This window comes from Streptomyces atratus (assembly GCF_040655115.1).
Taxonomy (GTDB): domain Bacteria; phylum Actinomycetota; class Actinomycetes; order Streptomycetales; family Streptomycetaceae; genus Streptomyces; species Streptomyces atratus_D.
Window position 1 is genome coordinate 1 of the sequence record NZ_JBFAJH010000039.1, and the last position, 20,577, is coordinate 20,577.

17 protein-coding genes and 3 pseudogenes are annotated in these 20,577 nt (G+C 69.9%); 7 read left to right on the plus strand and 13 right to left on the minus strand.

All coding sequences use genetic code 11. From position 1 onward, the window contains the following. Positions 1-86 precede the first annotated feature (86 nt). Positions 87-536 carry an ATP-binding protein gene (locus AB0I23_RS30270; protein ID WP_359114033.1) on the minus strand — a complete coding sequence of 150 codons (450 nt, stop codon included), beginning with the start codon at positions 534-536 and terminating at the stop codon, positions 87-89. Positions 537-761: 225 nt separating this feature from the next. Between AB0I23_RS30270 and AB0I23_RS30275 the strand changes: the two genes are divergently transcribed. Together AB0I23_RS30275 and AB0I23_RS30280 are read left to right on the plus strand one after the other, a co-directional pair. After that, on the plus strand, positions 762-1,589 hold the full coding sequence (locus AB0I23_RS30275; protein WP_359114035.1) for an enoyl-CoA hydratase family protein: 828 nt from the start codon (positions 762-764) through the stop codon (positions 1,587-1,589). Between the two features lie 4 nt (positions 1,590-1,593). Further along, on the plus strand, positions 1,594-3,930 hold the full coding sequence (locus AB0I23_RS30280) for a bifunctional salicylyl-CoA 5-hydroxylase/oxidoreductase (RefSeq protein WP_359114037.1): 2,337 nt from the start codon (positions 1,594-1,596) through the stop codon (positions 3,928-3,930). A gap of 14 nt (positions 3,931-3,944) precedes the next feature. On the opposite strand, the pseudogene AB0I23_RS30285 reads toward AB0I23_RS30280, so the two are convergent. From AB0I23_RS30285 to AB0I23_RS30300, 4 genes and pseudogenes are all read right to left on the minus strand, one after another. Then, positions 3,945-4,391, minus strand: a pseudogene (locus tag AB0I23_RS30285) (hypothetical protein); the annotation flags it as partial. After that, positions 4,388-5,209, minus strand: coding sequence for a GNAT family N-acetyltransferase (locus tag AB0I23_RS30290; RefSeq protein ID WP_359114039.1), 822 nt, complete (start codon positions 5,207-5,209; stop codon positions 4,388-4,390). The pseudogene AB0I23_RS30285 and the gene AB0I23_RS30290, both read right to left, overlap by 4 nt. 40 nt (positions 5,210-5,249) lie before the next feature. Then, entirely contained in the window at positions 5,250-6,077 is an 828-nt protein-coding gene (locus AB0I23_RS30295) for a PaaX family transcriptional regulator (RefSeq protein WP_359114040.1), read from the minus strand. Between the two features lie 9 nt (positions 6,078-6,086). Next, positions 6,087-7,709, minus strand: a complete 1,623-nt coding sequence (locus AB0I23_RS30300) for an AMP-binding protein (protein WP_359114042.1) — start codon at positions 7,707-7,709, stop codon at positions 6,087-6,089. Between the two features lie 88 nt (positions 7,710-7,797). On the opposite strand from AB0I23_RS30300, the gene AB0I23_RS30305 reads away from it, so the two are divergent. After that, on the plus strand, positions 7,798-8,997 hold the full coding sequence (locus AB0I23_RS30305; RefSeq protein ID WP_359114044.1) for an acyl-CoA dehydrogenase family protein: 1,200 nt from the start codon (positions 7,798-7,800) through the stop codon (positions 8,995-8,997). Further along, positions 8,994-9,395, plus strand: coding sequence for a RidA family protein (locus tag AB0I23_RS30310; RefSeq protein WP_359114045.1), 402 nt, complete (start codon positions 8,994-8,996; stop codon positions 9,393-9,395). Before AB0I23_RS30305 ends, AB0I23_RS30310 begins: the two co-directional genes overlap by 4 nt. A gap of 49 nt (positions 9,396-9,444) precedes the next feature. Here the strand turns inward: AB0I23_RS30310 and AB0I23_RS30315 are convergent, their stop codons facing one another. Continuing rightward, the gene (locus tag AB0I23_RS30315) at positions 9,445-9,651 is read right to left on the minus strand and encodes a hypothetical protein (protein WP_436847022.1); all 207 of its coding nucleotides are present in this window, start codon (positions 9,649-9,651) and stop codon (positions 9,445-9,447) included. Positions 9,652-9,681: 30 nt separating this feature from the next. On the opposite strand from AB0I23_RS30315, the pseudogene AB0I23_RS30320 reads away from it, so the two are divergent. Next, positions 9,682-9,774: pseudogene (locus tag AB0I23_RS30320) on the plus strand (monovalent cation/H(+) antiporter subunit G); the annotation flags it as partial. Between the two features lie 150 nt (positions 9,775-9,924). Here AB0I23_RS30320 and AB0I23_RS30325 read toward each other — a convergent pair. Then, positions 9,925-10,425, minus strand: a complete 501-nt coding sequence (locus tag AB0I23_RS30325; protein WP_359114047.1) for a hypothetical protein — start codon at positions 10,423-10,425, stop codon at positions 9,925-9,927. Positions 10,426-10,575: 150 nt separating this feature from the next. On the opposite strand from AB0I23_RS30325, the gene AB0I23_RS30330 reads away from it, so the two are divergent. Next, complete coding sequence (locus AB0I23_RS30330) at positions 10,576-11,715, plus strand: PP2C family protein-serine/threonine phosphatase (RefSeq protein ID WP_359114049.1); 1,140 nt, start codon at positions 10,576-10,578, stop codon at positions 11,713-11,715. Here the strand turns inward: AB0I23_RS30330 and AB0I23_RS30335 are convergent. From AB0I23_RS30335 to AB0I23_RS30360, 6 genes are all read right to left on the minus strand, one after another. Next, complete coding sequence (locus AB0I23_RS30335; RefSeq protein ID WP_359114051.1) at positions 11,690-13,066, minus strand: DUF6056 family protein; 1,377 nt, start codon at positions 13,064-13,066, stop codon at positions 11,690-11,692. The genes AB0I23_RS30330 and AB0I23_RS30335 overlap by 26 nt on opposite strands. Before the next feature lie 434 nt (positions 13,067-13,500). Further along, the gene (locus AB0I23_RS30340) at positions 13,501-14,169 is read right to left on the minus strand and encodes a dihydrofolate reductase family protein (RefSeq protein WP_359114053.1); all 669 of its coding nucleotides are present in this window, start codon (positions 14,167-14,169) and stop codon (positions 13,501-13,503) included. Further along, entirely contained in the window at positions 14,169-14,675 is a 507-nt protein-coding gene (locus AB0I23_RS30345; protein WP_359114054.1) for an SRPBCC family protein, read from the minus strand. The genes AB0I23_RS30340 and AB0I23_RS30345 overlap by 1 nt, the downstream gene beginning before the upstream one ends. Before the next feature lie 3 nt (positions 14,676-14,678). After that, positions 14,679-15,020 (minus strand): ArsR/SmtB family transcription factor, encoded by a 342-nt coding sequence (locus tag AB0I23_RS30350; RefSeq protein WP_359114055.1) that lies wholly within the window; start codon positions 15,018-15,020, stop codon positions 14,679-14,681. A gap of 870 nt (positions 15,021-15,890) precedes the next feature. Next, complete coding sequence (locus tag AB0I23_RS30355; protein ID WP_359114057.1) at positions 15,891-16,109, minus strand: hypothetical protein; 219 nt, start codon at positions 16,107-16,109, stop codon at positions 15,891-15,893. A 42-nt stretch (positions 16,110-16,151) separates the two neighbouring features. Next, complete coding sequence (locus AB0I23_RS30360) at positions 16,152-16,286, minus strand: hypothetical protein (RefSeq protein WP_359114059.1); 135 nt, start codon at positions 16,284-16,286, stop codon at positions 16,152-16,154. Here AB0I23_RS30360 and AB0I23_RS30365 point away from each other — a divergent pair. Beyond that, positions 16,277-20,569 (plus strand): annotated as a pseudogene (locus AB0I23_RS30365) (RHS repeat-associated core domain-containing protein); the annotation flags it as partial. The gene AB0I23_RS30360 and the pseudogene AB0I23_RS30365 sit on opposite strands and share 10 nt — an antisense overlap. Positions 20,570-20,577: the final 8 nt, after the last annotated feature.

A 20,577-nucleotide genomic window follows, 5' to 3' on the forward strand; every position in this document is an offset into this window, starting at 1 on the left:
CCAAGGCGCCGGGATGGCCTTGTAGCGGAGCTACCAGGGCATTTCGGCAACGCCGGAAGCGTGCGTGCCAGGGCGTGGCCGCCCGATCAGAGGTCACCCGACAGGCTCTGAGGCTGATGCGACGACAGCGTGAACCAGACCGCCTTGCCGTGCTCCGTCGTGCGATGACCGCAGGACGAGCTGAGGGTGCGGATCAGCAGGAGGCCCCTGCCGTGCTCCTGCCAGGGGTCCTGGTGGCTGCCCGGACCGGGCCGGGAGAGATCGCCCGGCGGTGCCGGGTCGCGATCGTGGACCTCCACCTGGCAGCCGGTCTCCAGAAGCTCCACCACCAGCTCGATCGGATCGTCGCCTGCGGTGTGCTTCACGGCGTTGGCGACCAGTTCGGCGGTGAGGAGCTCCGTCGTGTTGATGGAGTCGGCCGAGGCACCGATGTCCGTCAGCGCCGTACGGATCAGGGCGCGGGCGATCGGCACTGCTGCCGTCGAGTGCGGCAGTGCGACACGCCAGGAGGCAGGGATCGGTCCATCGGGGAGCACAGCGGGTTTCCGTTCCGGAGGTCACGACTTTCTGGAGCTCAAGACTTCTCGGCTTCAACCATACGAAGTGCAACGACGCAGACAAGGGGTGGCCGACCGGTGCTAATGGGACCTTCGCCACATTGCCCTCACCGTCGTCTTATTGCGTACTCGTGACGGGAGTCACAGATGAGTGATAAATTCGAGGACAGGTAGCAGCCCGACGGCTGAAGGGGACCACCCTCCATGAGCCCGTTTCCCAGCTCCGCGCCGCGCACGGAGCACTGGCGCCATCTGCGACTGACGACGGACGACGGCGTCGCCACCGTCACCCTCGCCCGCCCCGAGAAACTCAATGCGCTCACCTTCGGCGCCTATGCCGATCTGCGCGATCTCCTTGCCGAGCTGTCCCGCGAACGCTCCGTGCGCGCCCTGGTACTGGCCGGCGAGGGGCGCGGCTTCTGCTCCGGCGGCGACGTCGACGAGATCATCGGCGCCACCCTGGCGATGGACACCGCGCAGCTGCTCGACTTCAACCGCATGACCGGACAGGTCGTACGGGCGCTGCGCGAGTGCCCCTTCCCCGTCATTGCGGCCGTGCACGGGGTCGCCGCGGGCGCCGGGGCCGTCCTCGCGCTGGCCGCCGACTTCCGTGTCGCCGACCCGTCCGCCCGGTTCGCCTTCCTCTTCACCCGGGTCGGACTCTCCGGCGGAGACATGGGGGCCGCGTATCTGCTGCCGCGCGTCGTCGGTCTCGGCCATGCCACCCGGCTGCTGATGCTCGGCGAGCAGGTCCGCGCCCCCGAGGCGGAACGGATCGGGCTGATCAGCGAGCTGACCGAGGAGGGGCAGGCCGACGCACGCGCCGCGGCGCTCGCCCACCGCCTCGCCGAAGGACCCGCCCTCGCCCTCGCCCAGACCAAGGCGCTGCTCACCGCTGAACTCGACATGCCGCTCGCCGCCGCCGTCGAGATGGACGCCGCCACCCAGGCGCTGCTGATGCACGGCGACGACTACACCGAGTTCCACGCGGCGTTCACGGAGAAGCGGCCGCCGAAATGGCAGGGCAGGTAACGCGATGCGGTACGGCACGAGGCGGATCGCGGTCATCGGCGGCGGCCCCGGCGGACTCTACGCCGCTGCGCTCCTCAAGCGCCTGGACCCGGAGCGCTCCGTCACCGTCTGGGAGCGCAACGCCCCGGACGACACGTTCGGCTTCGGTGTCGTCCTCTCCGACGAGACGCTCGGCGGCATCGAGCACGCCGACCCCGTGGTGTACCGGGCGCTCCAGGCCGAGTTCGTGCGGTGGGACGACATCGACATCGTCCACCGCGGCCGGACCCAGACATCCGGCGGACACGGCTTCGCGGCGCTGGGCCGCCGACGACTTCTGGAGATCCTTCACGAGCGCTGCCGGTCGCTGGGGGTACGGCTCCGCTTCCGCGAAGAGGCCCCGCCCGCCGCCGAACTCGCCGCGACGCACGATCTGGTGATCGCCGCCGACGGGGTGCACAGCGCCACCCGCGAGGCGTACGCCGACATCTTCCGGCCCACCCTCACCGCGCACCGCAACCGCTACATCTGGCTCGCCGCCGACTTCGCCCTCGACGCCTTCCGCTTCGAGATCGCCGAGACCGAACACGGTGTGATGCAGCTGCACGCCTACCCGTACGCCCGTCCGTCGCCCGACCACCACCCCTCGACGGGGCTCTCCGGGCCGCCGGATCAATCCGGTGCCTCCACCGTCATCGTCGAGATGCGCGAGGAGGTCTGGCGCGCGGCCGGGCTCGACACCATGGACACCGCCGCCTCCACGGAACGCTGTGCCAAGATCTTCGCCGATGTCCTCGGCGGCCGCCCACTACGTTGCAACAACTCCTCCTGGCTCACCTTCCGCACTGTCGTCAACGCCCGCTGGTCGCACGCCAACACGGTCCTCATCGGCGACGCCGCCCACACCGCCCACTTCTCCATCGGCTCCGGCACGAAACTCGCCGTCGAGGACGCCCTCGCGCTCGCCGCCTGCATCGAGGAACAGCCCGACCTGCCCGCCGCCCTCGCCGCGTACGAGACCGAGCGCCGCCCCGTCGTCGAATCGACCCAGCGCGCCGCCGCGGCCAGCCTGCGCTGGTTCGAGGAGCTCGGTACGTACGTCGACCAGGCGCCACGCCAGTTCGCCTTCAACCTCCTCACCCGCAGCCGCCGCGTCACCCACGACAACCTGCGGCTGCGCGACGCCGGCTTCACCGCGGCCGTCGAGGAGGAGTTCGGCTGCGCCCCGGACACCCCGCCGATGTTCACCCCGCTGCGGCTGCGCGGTCTCGAACTCCGCAACCGTGTCGTCGTCTCGCCGATGGACATGTACTCGGCGGTCGACGGCGTTCCCGCTGACTTCCACCTCGTCCACCTGGGCGCCCGTGCGCTCGGCGGCGCCGGGCTCGTCATGACCGAGATGGTGTGCGTCAGCGCCGAGGGCCGCATCACCCCCGGCTGCGCCGGCCTCTACACCCCCGAACAAGCGGCCGCCTGGACCCGGATCACCGACTTCGTCCACACCTCGGCGCCGGGCACGGCGATCGGTATCCAGCTCGGCCACTCCGGCCGCAAGGGCTCCACCAGGCTGATGTGGGACGGCATCGACCAGCCGCTCGACGCGGGCAACTGGCCCCTGTCCGCCGCCTCCCCGATCCCGTACGCGGAAGGAGTCAACCAGGTCCCGCACGCCCTGGACCGGTCCGGACTCGAGGTCATCCGCGCCCAGTTCGCCGCAGCCGCCCGGCACGCCGTCACCTGCGACTTCGACCTGCTCGAACTCCACTGCGCGCACGGCTACCTGCTCTCCGGCTTCCTCTCGCCGCTCACCAACCGACGCACCGACACCTACGGTGGACCGCTGTCGAACCGACTCCGCTTCCCCCTCGAAGTCTTCGACGCGGTCCGCGCCGAGTGGCCCGAAGACCGGCCCATGACCGTCCGGATCTCCGCCACCGACTGGGCCGACGGCGGCACGACGGCCGAGGACGCCGTCGAGATCGCCCGCGCGTTCGTCGCGCACGGCGCCGACGCCATCGACGTCTCCACCGGCCAGGTCGTCCCGGACGAACGCCCCGAGTACGGCCGCTCGTACCAGACCCCGTACGCCGACCGGATCCGCAACACCCTGGTCGTGCCCGTCATCGCGGTCGGCGCGATCTCGTCCTGGGACGACGTCAACTCCCTGCTGCTGGCGGGCCGCGCCGACCTCTGCGCCCTGGCCCGCCCGCACCTCTACGACCCGCACTGGACCCTGCACGCGGCGGCCGACCAGGGCTACAGCGGACCGGGTGCGCCCTGGCCGCTTCCGTACCGCGCGGGCAGCCGCACCCCGCCGACCGGCCGCACCGACGCCCCGAAGCCACGGCTCACCCTGGGGTGAACTCCTCCCGGGGTCGTCAAGCAGTCGTGGCAGCGGCAGGGGACGGGATGGGGCACGCCGTCCCACCAGGACCCGCGGTACTCGACCGCCAGCCGTTCGAGCCGGGCGGCGAGCTCCCCGGCGTGCTCCCGGGAGTCCCAGCAGCCGCCCACGTCCGCCTCCGCGCAGAGCCGCAGCACGGTCGGGCTGTAGACCGGCACGGCCCGGAATGTGTGCAGATGGCGTGTCGCCATGTCGATCGTGATGAACCTGCCGGTGTGGCGGCCACGCCCGACCGTGGTCAGCGTCTCGTGGCCCGTCCCCGCGTGGGTGTCGATCACATACACCTTCGAGCCGCCCCGGTAGGACTTGGTGCCCGGCCGCAGCTCCTGCCCGCCCTCCCCGTACCGTCGCCACCGCACCACATTGGCGGCGATCAGCCAGCCCGGTTCCCGCGGCGTCTCCTCGGCCCCGTCCGTCACTTCGGCTCCGCTGTGATCAACAGCCGGTCCGAGACCGGCCGGTAGCCGATGCGCTGATAGACCCCGTTGCTCGTCGGGTTCGCGAGGTCGGTGAACAGCACCACCTCGTCCGCCCCCGCCTCCCGCGCTGCCCGGCTGACCTCGGCCGTCACCGCCGCCGCGTATCCGTGGCCCCGGTGCTCCGGCGGTGTGTACACGGCCGTCACCCGCACCGCGCCGGCGATCCGCGGGGAGACACCCGCCATCGACACCGGCATCCCGTCGACCTCCCAGAGCGTCAGACCGCCGGACGCCGTCCGCTCGTCCACGATGCGCTCGGCGTGGGTGTCCGGCTGGCCGACGTCCGCGGCGAACGCGCGATGCCAGGCCACCAGCAGGGCCCGGTCGGCTGCCGTGGCGGACCGGGGCGCACCCGGCGGCGCGGGCGAGGGCGGCGCCAACTCGATCAGCCGGTACAGCCGTTGCTCCTGGTCGATCCGGTGGCGGGGCCAGCCGGCGGCCAGCACCTCGGCGCTGGCCCGGTCCGCGTTGACGGAGGTCAGCGGGAATGCGGCGGCCAGCGGACCGAGCGCCTCCGGGGCGACGACGCCGAGCAGGGGCCGGTACGGCGGGGTCTGCACCAGGGTCCCCGCGACCTCGCCGTCCGGCCCGCGCCACCAGCCCAGTACCGGGGCATCGCCGCCGTAGGCCTGCGGGCCGTTGGTGCGCAGGGTCGCGCTGATGGTCAGCACCAGGGTGTTCTCCGCGGGCCGACCGGCCAGCCACGCACCGGCCGCGTTCAGGAACACATCGGCGTCGTCAGTGAAGGTCCAGGTCATGGTCCATGATGACCAGCCGGGTCCGTGCTGTGCACATGCTTTATGAGCCGCCCGGCGTGCCTCGTACGAACTGCGCCCCCGCGTCCCGCAACCGGGCGTGCAGCAGCCCGAACACCTCCGCCGACCGGCCCCCCGGCCAGTCCTTCGGCAGCAGCTCCTCCGGCAGCCCCGGATCGGCGTACGGCAGCCGCCGCCAGGAGTCCAGGGCGGTCAGATAGTCCCGGTAGGCGGCCTCCGCGTCCGGCTCGCCGGTGCGTGACTCCCAGGCCCGCAGCACCGGTTCGTGCTGCTCCAGGAAGTCCACGTGGAGCCGGGCGATCGCGTCGAGGTCCCACCAGCGCGCCACGGACTCCCGTGTCGCGGCGAAGCCGAGGTGCTCCCCGCGGAACAGGTCCACGTACGGGGCGAGTTCCAGCCGCTCCAGCGTGTGCCGGGTCTCGTCGTACAGCGCGGCGGGCGCGATCCACACCCCGGGCGCCGCCGTGCCGAAGCCGAGCCGGGCCAGCCGTGAACGCAGCAGGTGCCGCTTGTGCCGTTCCGCCTCCGGTACGGAGAAGACGGCGAGCACCCAGCCGTCCTGGAGCGGCGGCGACGGGTGCGCGTAGATCCGCCGGTCGCCGTCGTCCAGCAGTTGGCGCGCGTCGGACGACAGGGTGTACCCGGCCGCGCCGCTCGTGGTACGCGCGGCGACGAGCAGCCCGCGCCGCTTCAGCCGGGAGACGGAGGAGCGTACGGACGGGGCGTCGACACCGACGGCGGACAGCAGCCGGATCAGCTCGGCCACCGGCAGCGGTGCATTGCCGGGGGCGCGACCGTACGCGCCGTAGAGGGTGACGATCAGGGATCTGGGGGTGTGCTGCTCGGCCACGTGATCACTCTAGGTCCCGCCGGTCCGGTCCTCGTCTCTCCGCAGCCGGAACCGCTGCAGCTTGCCGGTGGCGGTCCGGGGGAGGGCGGGCACGAATTCGATGACGCGCGGGCATTTGTGGGGGGCGAGTTCGTTCTTCATGTGTGTGCGCAGCTCGTCGGCCGACGCTCCGGCGCCCTCGCGCAGCACCACGTGCGCCACCACGATCTGCCCGCGCAGCTCGTCCGTGTGCCCGACCACCGCCACCTCGGCGACCTCGGGATGGCGCAGCAGGGCGTCCTCGACCTCGGGACCCGCGATGTTGTACCCGGAGGAGATGATCATGTCGTCGGCGCGGGCGACGTAGTGGAAGTAGCCGTCGCTGTCACGGGTGTACGTGTCGCCGGTGAGGTTCCAGCCGTGCTGTACGTATTCCGACTGGCGGGTGTCGGCGAGATAGCGGCAGCCGACCGGGCCGCGTACGGCGAGCAGCCCCGGCTCCCCGTCGGGCACCGCGCGGCCGTCCCGGTCCAGGACGCGCGCCTCCCAGCCGGGCACGGGAACCCCCGTGGTTCCGGGGCGGATCGCGTCGTCGGCGGCGGAGATGAAGATGTGCAGCAGTTCGGTGGCGCCGATGCCGTTGATGATGCGCAGGCCGGTCCGCTCGTACCAGGACTGCCAGGTCGCCGCGGGCAGATTCTCGCCTGCCGACACGCAGCGCCGCAGCGCGGCGACATCGTGCTTGTCGAGATGGTCGAGCATCACCCGGTAGGCGGTCGGGGCGGTGAACAGGACCGAGACGCGGTGGGCGGCCAGCGCGGGCAGCAACTGCTGCGGACCGGCCTGCTCCAGCAGCAGAGCCGAACCCCCTGCCCGCAGCGGGAAGACCACCAGACCGCCGAGCCCGAAGGTGAAGCCGAGCGGCGGACTGCCCGCGAACACGTCGTCGGGACAGGGCTGCAGGACGTGGCGGGAGAAGGTGTCGGCGATGGCCAGCACATCGCGGTGGAAGTGCATGCAGCCCTTGGGGCGTCCGGTGGTGCCCGAGGTGAACGCGATCAGCGCGACATCGTCCGCGGCCGTGTCCACGGCACGGTACGGTCCCGGCCGCCCCTCGGCCAGGTGCAGCAGATCGTCGGGGGCGTCACCTCCGTACGCCGTGATCCGCAGCCCCGGCACCTCCGCCTTCACCAGGTCGTCGACCGACCGGATGTCGCACAGCGCATGACCGACCTGGGCCATCGAACAGATGGTGGCGAGCTCCTGGGCCCGCTGCTGGGCCAGAACGGTCACCGCGATCGCGCCCGCCTTCAGCACGGCCAGCCAGCAGGCGGCGAGGTGGGGCGTGGTGGGGCCGCGGAGCAGGACCCGGTTGCCCGGGACGATCCCCAGATCGGAGGTCAGGACATGGGCGATCCGGTCGACCCGGTCCTGGAGCTCCCCGTAGCTCCAGATTGCGCCCTCGGGCGTGTGGAAGGCGGGGCGGTCGGGACCGAGGCGGGCGACCGTGCCGTCGAGGAGTTCGGCGGCACAGTTCAGCCGGTCCGGATAGTTCAGCTCGGGGAGGTCGAAGACCAGTTCCGGCCACTGGTCCGGGGGTGGCAGATGCTCCCGGGCAAAGGTGTCGAGGTGCGCTGAGGTCTTCGGGTCCATAACGGATCGCCCCCTTGTCGCCCTTGGAGCGTATCGTTTGAATGACGGTAGTCAATAGTTCGCGATAGGGGACAGGAGAGGCGCCGGTATGACGGCATTCTCACTCGATCCGGCACAGACCGCCTGGTGCGAAGAGCTGCGCGCCCTGGCCGAACAGAAGCTGCGCCCCCTCGCCGAGAAGGGCGAACTCGGGCACGTCAACCGCCCGCTGATCGCCGCCCTCGGTGAACTCGGCCTGCTCGACCGCCTTTTCTCCTCCGGCGCCCTCGACCTCTGCCTGCTGCGCGAGTCCCTCGCCCGCGGCTGCACGGAGGCCGAGACCGCACTGGCCCTCCAGGGACTCGGCACCTACCCGTTGGTCCAGGCGGGTACCCCGGCCCACCGGGCGCGCTGGCTTCCCGAGGTGCGGGCCGGGCGCGCCGTCGCCGCCTTCGCGTTGAGCGAGCCCGGCGCCGGCTCCGACGCCGCGGCGCTCGCCCTCGCTGCCGAGCACGCCGCGGACGGCTGGCGGCTGACCGGTGAGAAGTGCTGGATCTCCAACGCGCCCGAGGCCGACTTCTACACCGTCTTCGCCCGCACCACACCAGGCGCCGGAGCCCGTGGCGTCACCGCGTTCCTGGTCCCCGCCGACCGCCCGGGGCTGACCGGCACCGCCCTCGACATGCTCTCCCCGCACCCCATCGGCGCCCTCGCCTTCGACGGGGTCCCGGTCACGCCCGACGATGTGCTCGGCGAACCGGACCGCGGCTTCGGGGTCGCCATGAACACACTCAACCTGTTCCGCCCCAGCGTCGGCGCTTTCGCCGTCGGCATGGCCCGCGCCGCCCTCGACGCGACCGTCGCCCACACCGCGCGACGCACCGCGTTCGGGGGCCCGCTGAAGGAGCTCCAGGCCGTCTCCCACCAGGTCGCCGAGATGGCCACCCGCACGGAGGCCGCCCGGCTCCTCGTGTACGCGGCCGCGGCGGCGTACGACGCGGGGGAGCCCGGCGTACCGGGCCGGGCGGCGATGGCGAAGCTGTACGCCACCGAGGCGGCGCAGTACGTCGTCGACGCGGCCGTCCAGCTGCACGGCGCCCGCGCACTGTGCCGCGGCCATCTGCTCGAACACCTCTACCGGGAGGTGCGCGCCCCACGGATCTATGAGGGCGCCAGCGAGGTCCAGCGCACGATCATCGCCAAGGAGCTGTACGCGTCGGCGACGGAGACCGCGACGCCGACGGAGACCGCGCATCGGAGGCCGACCTCGCACCGGACGCCGGCCGTGAATCAGGAGCCGCCCGAATGAGCCCGATCCACCGGATCAACCCCGACGAACTGTCCCCGCCCAGGGGCTTCTCGCACGCCGTCACGGCCACCGGCAGCCGCCTGGTCCTCCTGGCCGGGCAGACCGCCCTCGACCGGGACGGCAAGGTCATCGGTGCCACGCTGCCCGAGCAGTTCGCGACGGCCCTGACCAATCTGCTCACCGCGCTCCGCGCGGCCGGTGGCTCCCCGGCCGATCTGGCGCGGGTGACCGTCTACGCCACCGATGTCGCCGACTACCGCGCCCACGCACCCGAACTCGGGCGTATCTGGCAGCGGTTGGCAGGCCGTGACTACCCGGCGATGGCGGTGGTCGGGGCGGTGAGGCTCTGGGACGAACAGGCGCTCGTCGAGCTCGACGGCATGGCCGTACTGCCGTAATTACCGTACGGGCGTGACGCTGCGCCACGCCCGTACGGCAGGTGCCCCATTACGGCTGCACCAGCACGTGCGCCGCACCCGGGATGCCGACCTTCAGCGGCTCGTCCTCCTCGGGCGTCGTCGCGGCGCCCATCTCCTGCTTGAGCACGGCACGCGACATGGACTGCACCCACATGTCCCGGGGCCGGCGGCGCGCCTCCCAGGCGGCGAGGGCGGCGGGTACATCGGCCCCGCCGTCCAGCGACTCGGCGAGCACGGCCGCGTCCGCGAGTACACCGCCCTCATCATGGTGGCGCGCTCCGCGTACCGGACCGGCCAGACCGACCACGGAGAGCTCCTCTTCGATGAACTCGACACCCAGCTGACCGAGGAGAAGTGACGGCTCCGGCGGGTTCCGGTCGGCGTGAGTGACACCTCGTACGGACGCGGCGCGAAGCACACGGCCGCGGTCACCGATGTGCTTTCCGGCGCCCGGCGCCCGCCGCTTCGTCGAGCAGCGGAGGGCGGGCCGGCCGACCGGCTCCGGCCGTCAGTAGGGGGAGCGTCGCACCGCGCCGCGCCCGGCGGCGGACAGCAGGGAACCGATCGCGACCCCGATGGCGAGACAGACAGCCGCTGTACCGATCTTGGCGTTCAACGGGATCGACATGGTGAAGGGCAGCAGCACCATGACGGCAGTGGCGAGGGCGACGATCCCGACGAAGAACATGCCCGGCTGCGACGTCGCGACGATCAGCAGATGCAGCAACGCCGTGGCCGCCAGCGCCGCCAGTGCGGCCCCGGTGGCCAGCAGCCCAGTGGAGGCGTCGCCCATCACTCCGTCGCCCTTCGGCGCGAAGAGGGGCACGTCCAGGACCCCACGGACGAGGACCACCCCGACGACGGCGGTGAATGCGGCGAGGACGGCGGTCATGACGCCGCCCGCCCACAGCCGCGCCGCATCGACACGGAGCCGGGGCGGTTCCGGACGGAGGTATCCGGTCCGCTGCTGCGGCTGCCCGTAGCTGTCCTGCCAGTCCCATGGGTCCACGATCGGTCATCTCCCCTCGGTACACGGAACCCGATCGTGCACCGGGCGACCGGAGTCGGCGAACGCACGCGGTCCGTACGGGTGATGTACGTGCGGGTAGCCTGACGACCAGGGGGCGCGGGCCGGGCGCCAGGGGTGTAAGCAGAAGACATGCGCGTCCGGTACAGAGCCAACCGTCTCACCCCGTCCCGGCGGCTGAGCCAGGGGCTGCTCGCCGTGCCGTTCGCCCTCATCGCGACCGTCGCGCTGGTCGACATCAGCACCCCGGAGTCCATCCACCTCGGCCCGTTCCTCGTCGCCGCGCCCGCGCTCACCGCCTCCTTCGCCGGCCCCGGCCTCACGGCCGTCGTCGGAGCGCTGGCCGTCGCGGCCCAGGTCATCATCGCCGTCCTGCAGGGCGGCGTCGGGACACCGGACCACGAGGCCCAGATCGGCGCCGTCGTGGTGATCTCCGCGTTCCTGGTGGTGTTCCGCTATGCCCTCGACCGGCACGAGCGTCAACTGGACCGGGTGCGCTCGGTGGCTGTCATGGCGCAACAGGTCCTGCTGCACCCACTGCCGCACCAGATCGGCCCATTGAGTATCGCGTCCGTGTACATCGCGGCCGAGGCGGAGGCCCAGATCGGCGGTGACCTGTACGCCGCGGTGCCCGCCCCCGGCGGGACCCGTCTTGTGGTCGGCGACGTCCGCGGCAGCGGCCTCCCGGCCGTCGACGACGCCGCGTTGGTGGTGGGAGCGTTCCGCGGGGCGGCGTACGAGAACCTCTCGCTGCCCGGCGCCGTGGCACACATCGCCAACGCCTCGTACTGGAACATGGCCCAGCTCGCCGAGGCGGATCCGGAGTACGACGAATCGTTCGTGACCGCGCTCGTCCTGGACGTTTGCGAGGGGGACCACAGCGTCCGGCTGGTGAACTGCGGGCATCCCCCTCCGCTGCTGCTGCGCCGCGACGGCCGCGTCGAGGCACTGGAGGTCAGGGAACCCGCGCTCCCGCTGGGGTTCGGCATGGTGTCGGAGAACCAGTACGAGGTCGAGACCTTCGGCTTCCACCCCGGCGATCTGCTGCTCCTCTACACCGACGGCGTCATCGAGGCACGCGACCGCAGCGGCACGTTCTACCCGCTCGCGGACCGGCTCGCCGCCTGGAAGGGCACCGACCCCGACGCCCTCGTGCAGCATCTCCACACCGACCTGCTGCGTCACGCCGGTGGGCGCCTGGGCGACGACGCCGTCCTGATCGCGATCGCGAAGACGTCCAGCGCGGTCAGGGGAGCCGCAGCGAGTAGGTGATCCGCTCCAGGTGGTAGTAGTCGGCGACGCATGTGGCCGGCCAGACCTTCCGCCCGTGCTGGCGGAACGGTTCCACCATGCCGCCGACCGACAACGGCTTGTACGGGAGAACCCGCTCACCGTCCGCCGCACGCGCGCGCATCCACCGGTCCTGGCGGTCCCACTTCACCGCCCTTGCGCGCATGTCCCCTTCGAGCTGCCCCAGCGGGACGGCGAGCGTGAGGCACACGGCGGCGCACACCCCCGCACCGGCCGCCTGCACCGCACCGGTGCGCCGCACGCGCAGAGCCACGGCGAGTCCCAGCAGCGCACCCGCCCCGACGAGCACCGCGATGTACAGCAGGAGGTAGTCGTTCCAGATCCGCGAGGAGGTCATCACGCTCTCGCCGAAGACGGGATACGCGACGACCGTGCAGAGATACCCGGAGACCAGGAACGCGAGGACACCGACGCAGGCCGGCAGCGGCCAGCGCTCCGGCAGGACCACGCGCCGCCCACCGGGCCCCCTGATGAGCAGCCCCAGCAGGACCCCCGCCGCGACCGCCCCCAGATAGGCCCACGTCGTGAGGAGCGTCCCCAGGACGTGCCCGAAGCCGCGCAGGGATGCGAGGAGCGAGTCGGGCGCGAGGAAGGACACCCCGTCCGTGCCGAATCGCCCTCGCCGGATGCGGGCGCCCGGCGCCGTGTAGAGGACGAGCGTCCCGGTCACGGTCCCCGCCATGCCCACCAGGCACCAGCCCCGCACACAGGCACGGCGCCGCCCGGCGAGGACCAGCAGAACGGCCGACAGGACGACGAGCACGACGACGGACGTCTCCTCCGACAGCGTCCCCATGCAGAGACCCGCCACGAATACGGCGACCAGCGCGCAACGCCTCCCCCCGCGCGACCGGGCCCGGAGCATCGGAACGGCCGCGGCACAGGCGAGCACCGGCGCCATGGTGTGCGAGACGGACGACGCGGGCCAGTAGAACGTCTTGTACGTATTGGGTGTCGCGAACAGAAAGACGGCCGTCACCATCGATGCCACGAGCAACGGGACTCCGCGCGGCGCCGTCAGACCGACCCGGCGCAGCGCAGATACGGTCACCGCCCACAGAATTCCCCACATGACCACGCCGCTGACCAGACCGAACCACTGGTGCCCCGCGACGCCGAACGACCCGTACGCCCAGACCAGAACGGCGTTCGCGATCCGCCCGTTGTCGCCGAGATAGAACTTCCCGACCATCCCGGGGAGCCCCTCGTCCCGCACGACGGGCAGAAAGCACCACTCGTCCGCCCCGGGCCGGACCCAACGCCCGTACCACGCCGCCGCCCCGAGGAGACCGAGCGGCAGGAAGCAGAGCACAGCCGGCCAGAGTGCCCTCCACGCGAGTACGGGCCGGGCGTTCGCGGTCCTGCCGGGTACCGTCCGTTCCCGTTCGCGCGGCTGCGTCGGAAGGCCTGTCCGTGAGGCACCGGGGGCCGCTTCCCGTGCCGGGCCGGGGGCCGTCATCGTGCCTCTCGAACCGTGCTCATCGTCGCTATCTGATCGGCGTGGCGGGCGGCCCGGTCTCCGTACACGCAGAGGCGACCGTAGCTTCATCCGAATGGCGGACGCCGAAATCCATTGCGGTGCCGGGGCTCTGCCGGCCGCAGATGCAGCAGCGACCACACCTGCCGCCGCACCGGCACCTTTCTGCTATCAGGGCGTCAGATCGCCCAATTCCGCTGAATATCCAGGGCTGATTCAAGCGTGTGCGCCGTGGGTGCCCGGGTCGCTGGGGTGGAGTGGTGGCGGGGCTACCGTGGGTGCACGGTGTAGGTCAGGTGCGTCACCCGCGACGACGGCTCCGAACGGACCGGCTCCAGCGCGACCCTGGACGCGTCCACGCCGTCGAACAGGCGGGTGCCGGCGCCGAAAAGCACCGGTGACAGCGTGATCGAGAACTCGTCGACCAGGCCGGCGTTCAGGTGCTCCAGGATCGTCGCGCCGCCGCCGGCGATGCGGACGTCGCGGTCGCCGGCGGCCTCGCGGGCCTGGTCGAGGGCGTGCTCGATGCCGTCGTTGACGAAGTGGAACGTGGTGCCGCCGGGCCGCTCCCACGGGTCACGCTTGGTGTGCGTCACGACGAAGACCGGAGTGTGGAAGGGCGCCTCCTCCGGCCATGCCTGCTCGCCGAGGTCGAACATGCGCTTGCCCATGACGCTCGCGCCGGTGCGCTCGAACGTCTCCCGCGCGACGTCGTTGTCGCGGCCCTCCTCGCCGCCCTCGCCCAGCTTCAGGTTCTCCCGGATGAACCGCAGCGGGAACAGCCACTGCTGCAGCTCCGCCCACTGCGCCATCCAGCGCTGAACGTCCGGGTCGTCCTGTTTGTCGGGCGCGAAGAGCTCGTCTTCAACGGGCACGGACTCGGGCGCGATGAAGCCGTCCAGCGACATCGACACGCTGAAGAACACCTTCCCGGCCATCAGCCCTCCGCCCCCTTCCGCGCGAGGTCGGTGACGTAGGCCGCCAGGCTGCTCAGGGTCTGCTGGCCGCCCTCGATCGCGTGGTACTTCTCGACCGCCTCGTCGCGCAGTTCCTTGGTGGGGAACACCGTGCGCATCACGATCCGGGTCGCCGCGCCGTCCGGCGCGAAGGTCAGGACCGACTCGAAGGCGTTCGGGTCGTCGCGGGACTCACCGTGCAGCAGCGCGATCCGCTCCGGCGGGGCGATCCGCAGCCAGCGGATCCACTCGGAGTAGTCGGTCCCGTCCGGCCCGTGCAGCACGAAGTCCCACTCCCCGCCCTCGCGGAACTCGAAGGACCGCGTGGTGGTGGTGAACCCCTCCGGACCCCACCACCGCGACAGGTGCCGGACCTCGGTGAACGCCTCGAACACCAGCTCCCGCGGGGCGTCGATGACCCGGGAGATCACGATCTCCCGGTCGGCCGTCGCCGACTCCGCCCGCGTTTCTTGCCTTGCCCCTGCCATCGGTCATTCCTCCTGCCGTGTCTGCTTGAGGTCCTGCACGTAGGTGTCCAGCCGGTCGAAACTCTCGTTCCAGAACCGCTCGAATCCGCCGACCCACTCGTGGACCGGCCGCAGCCCGCGGGCGTCCAGGCCGTAGAGGCGCTGCTTGCCCGCCCCGCGGACCCGCACCAGCCCGACCTCCCGGAGCACCCGCAGGTGCTTGGACGCCCGCGGCTGGCTCATCCCCAGCTCCTGGGCCAGGTCGGTCACCGGCCACTCACCCGCCCGCAGCAGCGCCAGGATGTCCCGGCGCTGCGGCTCGGCGATCGCGTTGAACGCGTCCGACGTCGTCGCTGCTCGTGCCATGGCGGCCATCATATTCCTATATCGGAATACGTCAAGCCGGTTGGGAATCGGGCGAGTCCTGTCGGATGACGATTGCAGGCAGGCGAGTCAAGAACGGGGTGCCGCAATGCGGCACGCCGATCGGACAGGCTGCGTGTACCTGCCCGATCGGTGGACAGGATGGTGAAGGGATCATCCGTTCCGGGTGACAGCCGCGGTGTTTTCGGTGGCGCGCTTCCAGCGCCCCAACCCGACAAGTGCGACGCGGATCGCTTGATCCCTGCCGCGCGCAGATGGCCAGCGCCTTGCGCTGTGCGGCAGTGCTCGCGCCTCCTGCTCCGCTGGGAAAGAACAGTTCCAAGGGTTCGACTGAGGGGGCGACGGTGGAGCCACTGCCCGCCGGGAGAGCCTTCGTGGCTCTGACCTGGGAACATATCGAGGCCCCGCTACTCTCCGTAAAGAGTGACGGGGTCTCAGTCGCGCGACAATCGTCCCTGACGCGGCGCCAGCATTCCTTGATCATCTTGCACATCGACTGCACAGGGTGCCGGAAACTGCGGGAAGGTATCGGGGGGGTGTTTTCCCAGGTCAACGGGCAAGTTGAGCGGCTATCGTCGCATGTGTCAATTTTGACGATTTGCCCTGTTTCTCAGATGTCGCGGAAGAGACCCAGCGGCCCCGTGACCTGGTGCGATGGGCGGTCGCGGGACGCTGACCAGTACGAATAGCCTTTCGGGTGTTTCACCGGCGTGCCCGTTGATGCAGCCGGAAGTCCCAGAGAAGTCCCAGGAGCCTTCCAGGCCCCGCGACCACTCTTTCGGCTCGGTGCGGGGTGTCGAGGCGCGGTGTGGGCACAGCAAGCGCGGAGCCGAACGCGGAGACGGACAGCGCTCACACCTTGAGCCCCGCGAACGCCGGCAGGAGGATTCCCCGACTGGACTCGGGCGTGGTGCCGGGGTCGATCAGGTTCAGGCGCAGCCCCTCGGGTACGGCCGTCTGCGCGCCGTCGGCCAGGACGCGCGCCTCGACCCCGTCGGAGGGCCCTGCCCACAACGGCTCCGAGGCGCCGCGCGTGTCGACGGCGCTCGTCTCGTGCGTCTCCGGCGCCACCGTGTCGAAGTCCAGGTCGCGCCAGTCGGTCCACTCGCCCGTCTAGGCGCTGCGGGTGCGGGTCTGGGCCGTGCCGTCGAAGCGCTTGGTGTGGTCCGCCCAGGAGACGCCGGTCAGCGAGAAGGTCTCGGTGCGCGGCAGCGTGCGGTTGGTCCTGCCGGTTCCACCGAGCGCCATGCTTCGCCGCCGACCTGTTCCGCAAGACGTCGCCCGAGGGCCGCGCCTGGCAGTTCGGCTACGACACCTTCGGCAACCTGAAGACGGTCACCGACCCCAAGGGCGTGTCGACCGCGACGTTGGACGACTACACCACGAAGTACGAGTACAACGCCTACGGTCAGCTGACCAAGGCGATGGACGCCAACGGCAACCCGACGACGTTCTTCGACTTCGGCCCCGCCGGCTATCCGAACCGGATCACCGACGCCAAGTCCGACTTGACGGACTTCGTCTACGACGAACGCGGTCAGGTCAGGCAGGTCACCGACGCGAACCAGAAGGTGACGACGCAGACCTATGACACGTTCGGCCGTCCGCTGGTCAGCACGTCGCCGAAGAAGCAGGACAGCGGTGTCCTGATCACCACTCCGGCTCCGGAGTACGACGCCAACGACAACGTCACCAAGGCTACGGGACCCAACGGTTCGGTGTCGACGGCGGTGTACGACGACGCGGACCAGGTCACGTCGGCGACCGCGCCGGCGAACAACCTGACCGACCCGCGCACCTCGACGTACACCTACGACAGGGTCGGCAATCTGAAGACGACGACCGAGCCCAAGGGCACGGCGACGACGACGGACACCACCGACTACGTCACCACCCAGCACTACGACGAGATCTACGAGCTCACCTCCGTGGTCAACGCGGCCGGTGACAAGGTCTCCTACGAGTACGACAACGTCGGCAACGTCGTCACGGTCATCGACCCGAAGAAGAACGCGACCGCGGACACCACCGACTACACGACCAAGACGGCCTACGACCTGAACCACCGGGTCACGACCGTCACGGACGCGGCCGGCAAGACCACCAAGAGCGCCTATGACAAGGACTCGCTGGTCACGTCGACCACGGACGCGGTGAACAACACCACGACCGTCACCTACGACGAGCGCGGCATGAAGAGCGAGGTCAAGGTCCCCTACGAGGGCACCACGACCCGCTCGACGAAGTACGAGTACGACCAGGTCGGCAACACCACCAAGGTGATCACGCCGCGCGCCGTCGCGGCCGGGACCACCACGGCGTTCACCGCCCGTACCGAGTACGACGTGCTGAACCGGCCGGTCAAGCAGTACCAGCCGTACGACCCGGCGGACTCGCGCTACAACAACCCCACCGTCTACACGGAGACCGTGTACGACAAAGTGGGCCGGGTGTCGAAGACGTCACTGCCGCCGTCGGAGGGTGAGACGGTCCGCAACGACACCAACTACAGCTACTTCGACAACGGCTGGGCGGAATCCTCCACCGACCCGTGGGACATCGCCACCAGCTACGACTACAACGAACTGGGGCAGCAGACCAAGCGCACCCTGACCTCGGCGGGCGGTTCCTCCAACCGCACGATGACGTGGTCGTACTACGCGGACGGTTCCGTCAAGGCTCGCTCTGACGACGGTGTCCCGGTCGGCAAGTCGGTCGTCCTGGTCGACAACTCCGACACCCAGAACACGTCCTCCACCGGCACCTGGACGAAGGCGACAGCCACCGGTCAGCACGGCTACGACCACGCCACGCACGCGGCGGGCACCGGCACGGACGCGTTCACCTGGACGTTGAACATTCCCAAGGACGGCGCGTACACCGCGTACGTGAAGTTCCCGAAGGTCACCGGGGCGGCGACCACGGCGAAGTACACCGTGACGCACTCCACCGGCACGACCGACAAGACCATCGACCAGAACGCGACTGCGAACCAGGGCACCTGGGTGTCGCTGGGGTCGTTCTCCTTCAAGCAGGGCAACGCGGCCAAGCTGCAGCTGTTCCAGAACAGCGGCGGCATCACGGTCGCCGACGGGGTGAAGCTGGTGCGTGACACCACCGGCGACCCGGCGGACACCGAGAAGAACAACTTCGCCTACACCTACGACCTCAACGGCAACCTGACCAAGATCGACGACACCTCGTCGACCGCGAAGATCGACGCCTACACGGTCGCCTACACCGGCCTCAACCAGGTCCAGAAGGTCACCGAGGCGCTCTCCGGCACCGAGAAGAAGGCCACGTCGTACACCTACGACGCCAACGGCCAGCCGGAGACGATCACCCACCCCGACCAGTTCTCCAAGTACAGCTTCGACCTGCGCGAACTGGTCAAGACGGTCTCCGTCGGCAAGACCCCGACAGACGCGTCGCCGAAGGTGACGTCGTACACCTACACCGATCGCGGCCAGCCGCTGAAGGAGACCAAGGCCAACGGCAACACCGTCGACTACACCTACTACCTCAACGCCGCGCTGAAGACGTCGGCCGAGAAGAAGGCCAACGGCACCCTCGTCTCCTCCCACACTTACGCCTACGACGCCAACGGCAACAAGGCGCAGGACGTGGCGAAGAAGATGAACGCAGACAACAACACGGCCTACCTCGACTCGACCACGAACTTCAGCTACGACCCGGCCGACCGCCTCAAGGAGTCGGTCAAGACCGGTAACGGCGCGGGGACGGAGACGTACGTCCACGACGACAACGCCAACGTCATCCGGCAGACCGTCGACAACACCACCACCGACTACAACTACGACCGCAACCGCTTGCTCACCGCCACCACCGGCGGCACCGCGGCGAACTACAACTACGACCCGTTCGGCCGCCAGGAATCGGTCACCTCGGGCAGCCAGATCATCGAACGCAGCACCTACGACGGCTTCGACCACGTCGTGAAGTCCGAGAAGATGGACGACTCCGGCACGCTGAAGGCGACGACGTACACGTTCGACCCGCTGGACCGCACCGCGTCCAAGACCGCCGACGGCAAGACCACCGACTTCACCTACCTCGGCCTGTCCGGCGAGGTCCTGGACGGGAAGGTGGCAGGCGAGCTGACCAAGTCCTACCAGTACAGCCCGTGGGGCGAGCGGTTGTCGCAGGTCAAGCACAACACCGACGGCACGAGTGAGGACGGCTACTACGGCTACAACAACCACACCGACGTCGAGACGCTGACCGACAAGGACGGCAACACCAAGGCGACGTACGGCTACACGGCCTACGGCAAGGACGACGACTCCGAGTTCACCGGCATCGACAAGCCCGACGCCGCCGACCCCACCAAGGAGGCCTACAACCCGTACCGCTTCAACGCCAAGCGCTGGGACGCCCAGTCCGAGACGTACGACATGGGCTTCCGCGACTACAACCCGGGCCTGAACCGCTTCACCACCCGGGACATGTACAACGGCGCCCTCGCCGACATGGGCCTCGGAGCCGACCCGTTCACCGGCAACCGGTACGCCTTCGCCGGCGGCAACCCGAGCAGTTTCATCGAGATGGACGGGCACACAAGCTGCGACATCACCGGGATGTGCGGAGGCGTCTACCGCGAAACACCGATGATCAAGCATGAGATGGCCGAAGGGGCGAAGACCCCTGCCGCTGACTCCACGCTGGTCACCATCGGCGCCGGCTGCCCGCCGGCGTGCAGTACGCCCACCAAGCAGCTCACGGTGGAGCACCTGCTGCTGATGGGCCTGTCCGACAAGTACGGTTCGCAGAAGGACCTCGACGTCTGGAGCGACTGGGACGCGGCGGCACAGACCTGGAACTGGGTCTTCGGTGGTGTCGACGAGGACCGGGCCCAGTACAAGGGGGACTTCGTCGCCGCATACGCGGACACCATCAAGGCTGCCGCGGCGAAGAACGACATCCCGGCTACGCTGCTGGCCGGTGTCGCCTACAACGAGGTCTCGGGCAAGCCGCCGATCACGGAACTCGCGGGAGAGGTGATGAACGGTGACGACGCCTCGTACGGCAACATCAGCATGCAGATCGACGCAGCCGCCGAATTGCTCGGATATGACCCCCGTAATCTGAGCGGTTATCAGCGGAGTGAGACCAAGAGTTCGCTCCAGGACAATGTCCAGAACATTTTCCTGGCGGCAAGGTATCTGTCCGACGCCCGGGACAAGGTTGCTCCGGGCCGAGGGGCGGGAGATTTCACGGACGCGGACACGCAGAATGTCGGTGCCTACTATCAGGGCGGGCCTGATTTCTATGCCACCGCTCGCAGTTCGAGGAGCTACGGCGCTCGCATAGTCGGGTGGCAGCCGATGCTGCGAGATCTCCTGGGGCAGGCTCCACGGTCGCTGTGCTGCACCCGGGTCCGGGTGCAGCACAGCGAGTTTCGAACCGAAAGGAGTGGCGAGTGCTTTTCCCTGAAAGTCGAGGGGGCCTGTGGTCCAGGGCGGTCGTTGCCGCGTGCCTGTACCTTGCCACGTTGTTCTGGTTGGCCTTGAGCCTTCCG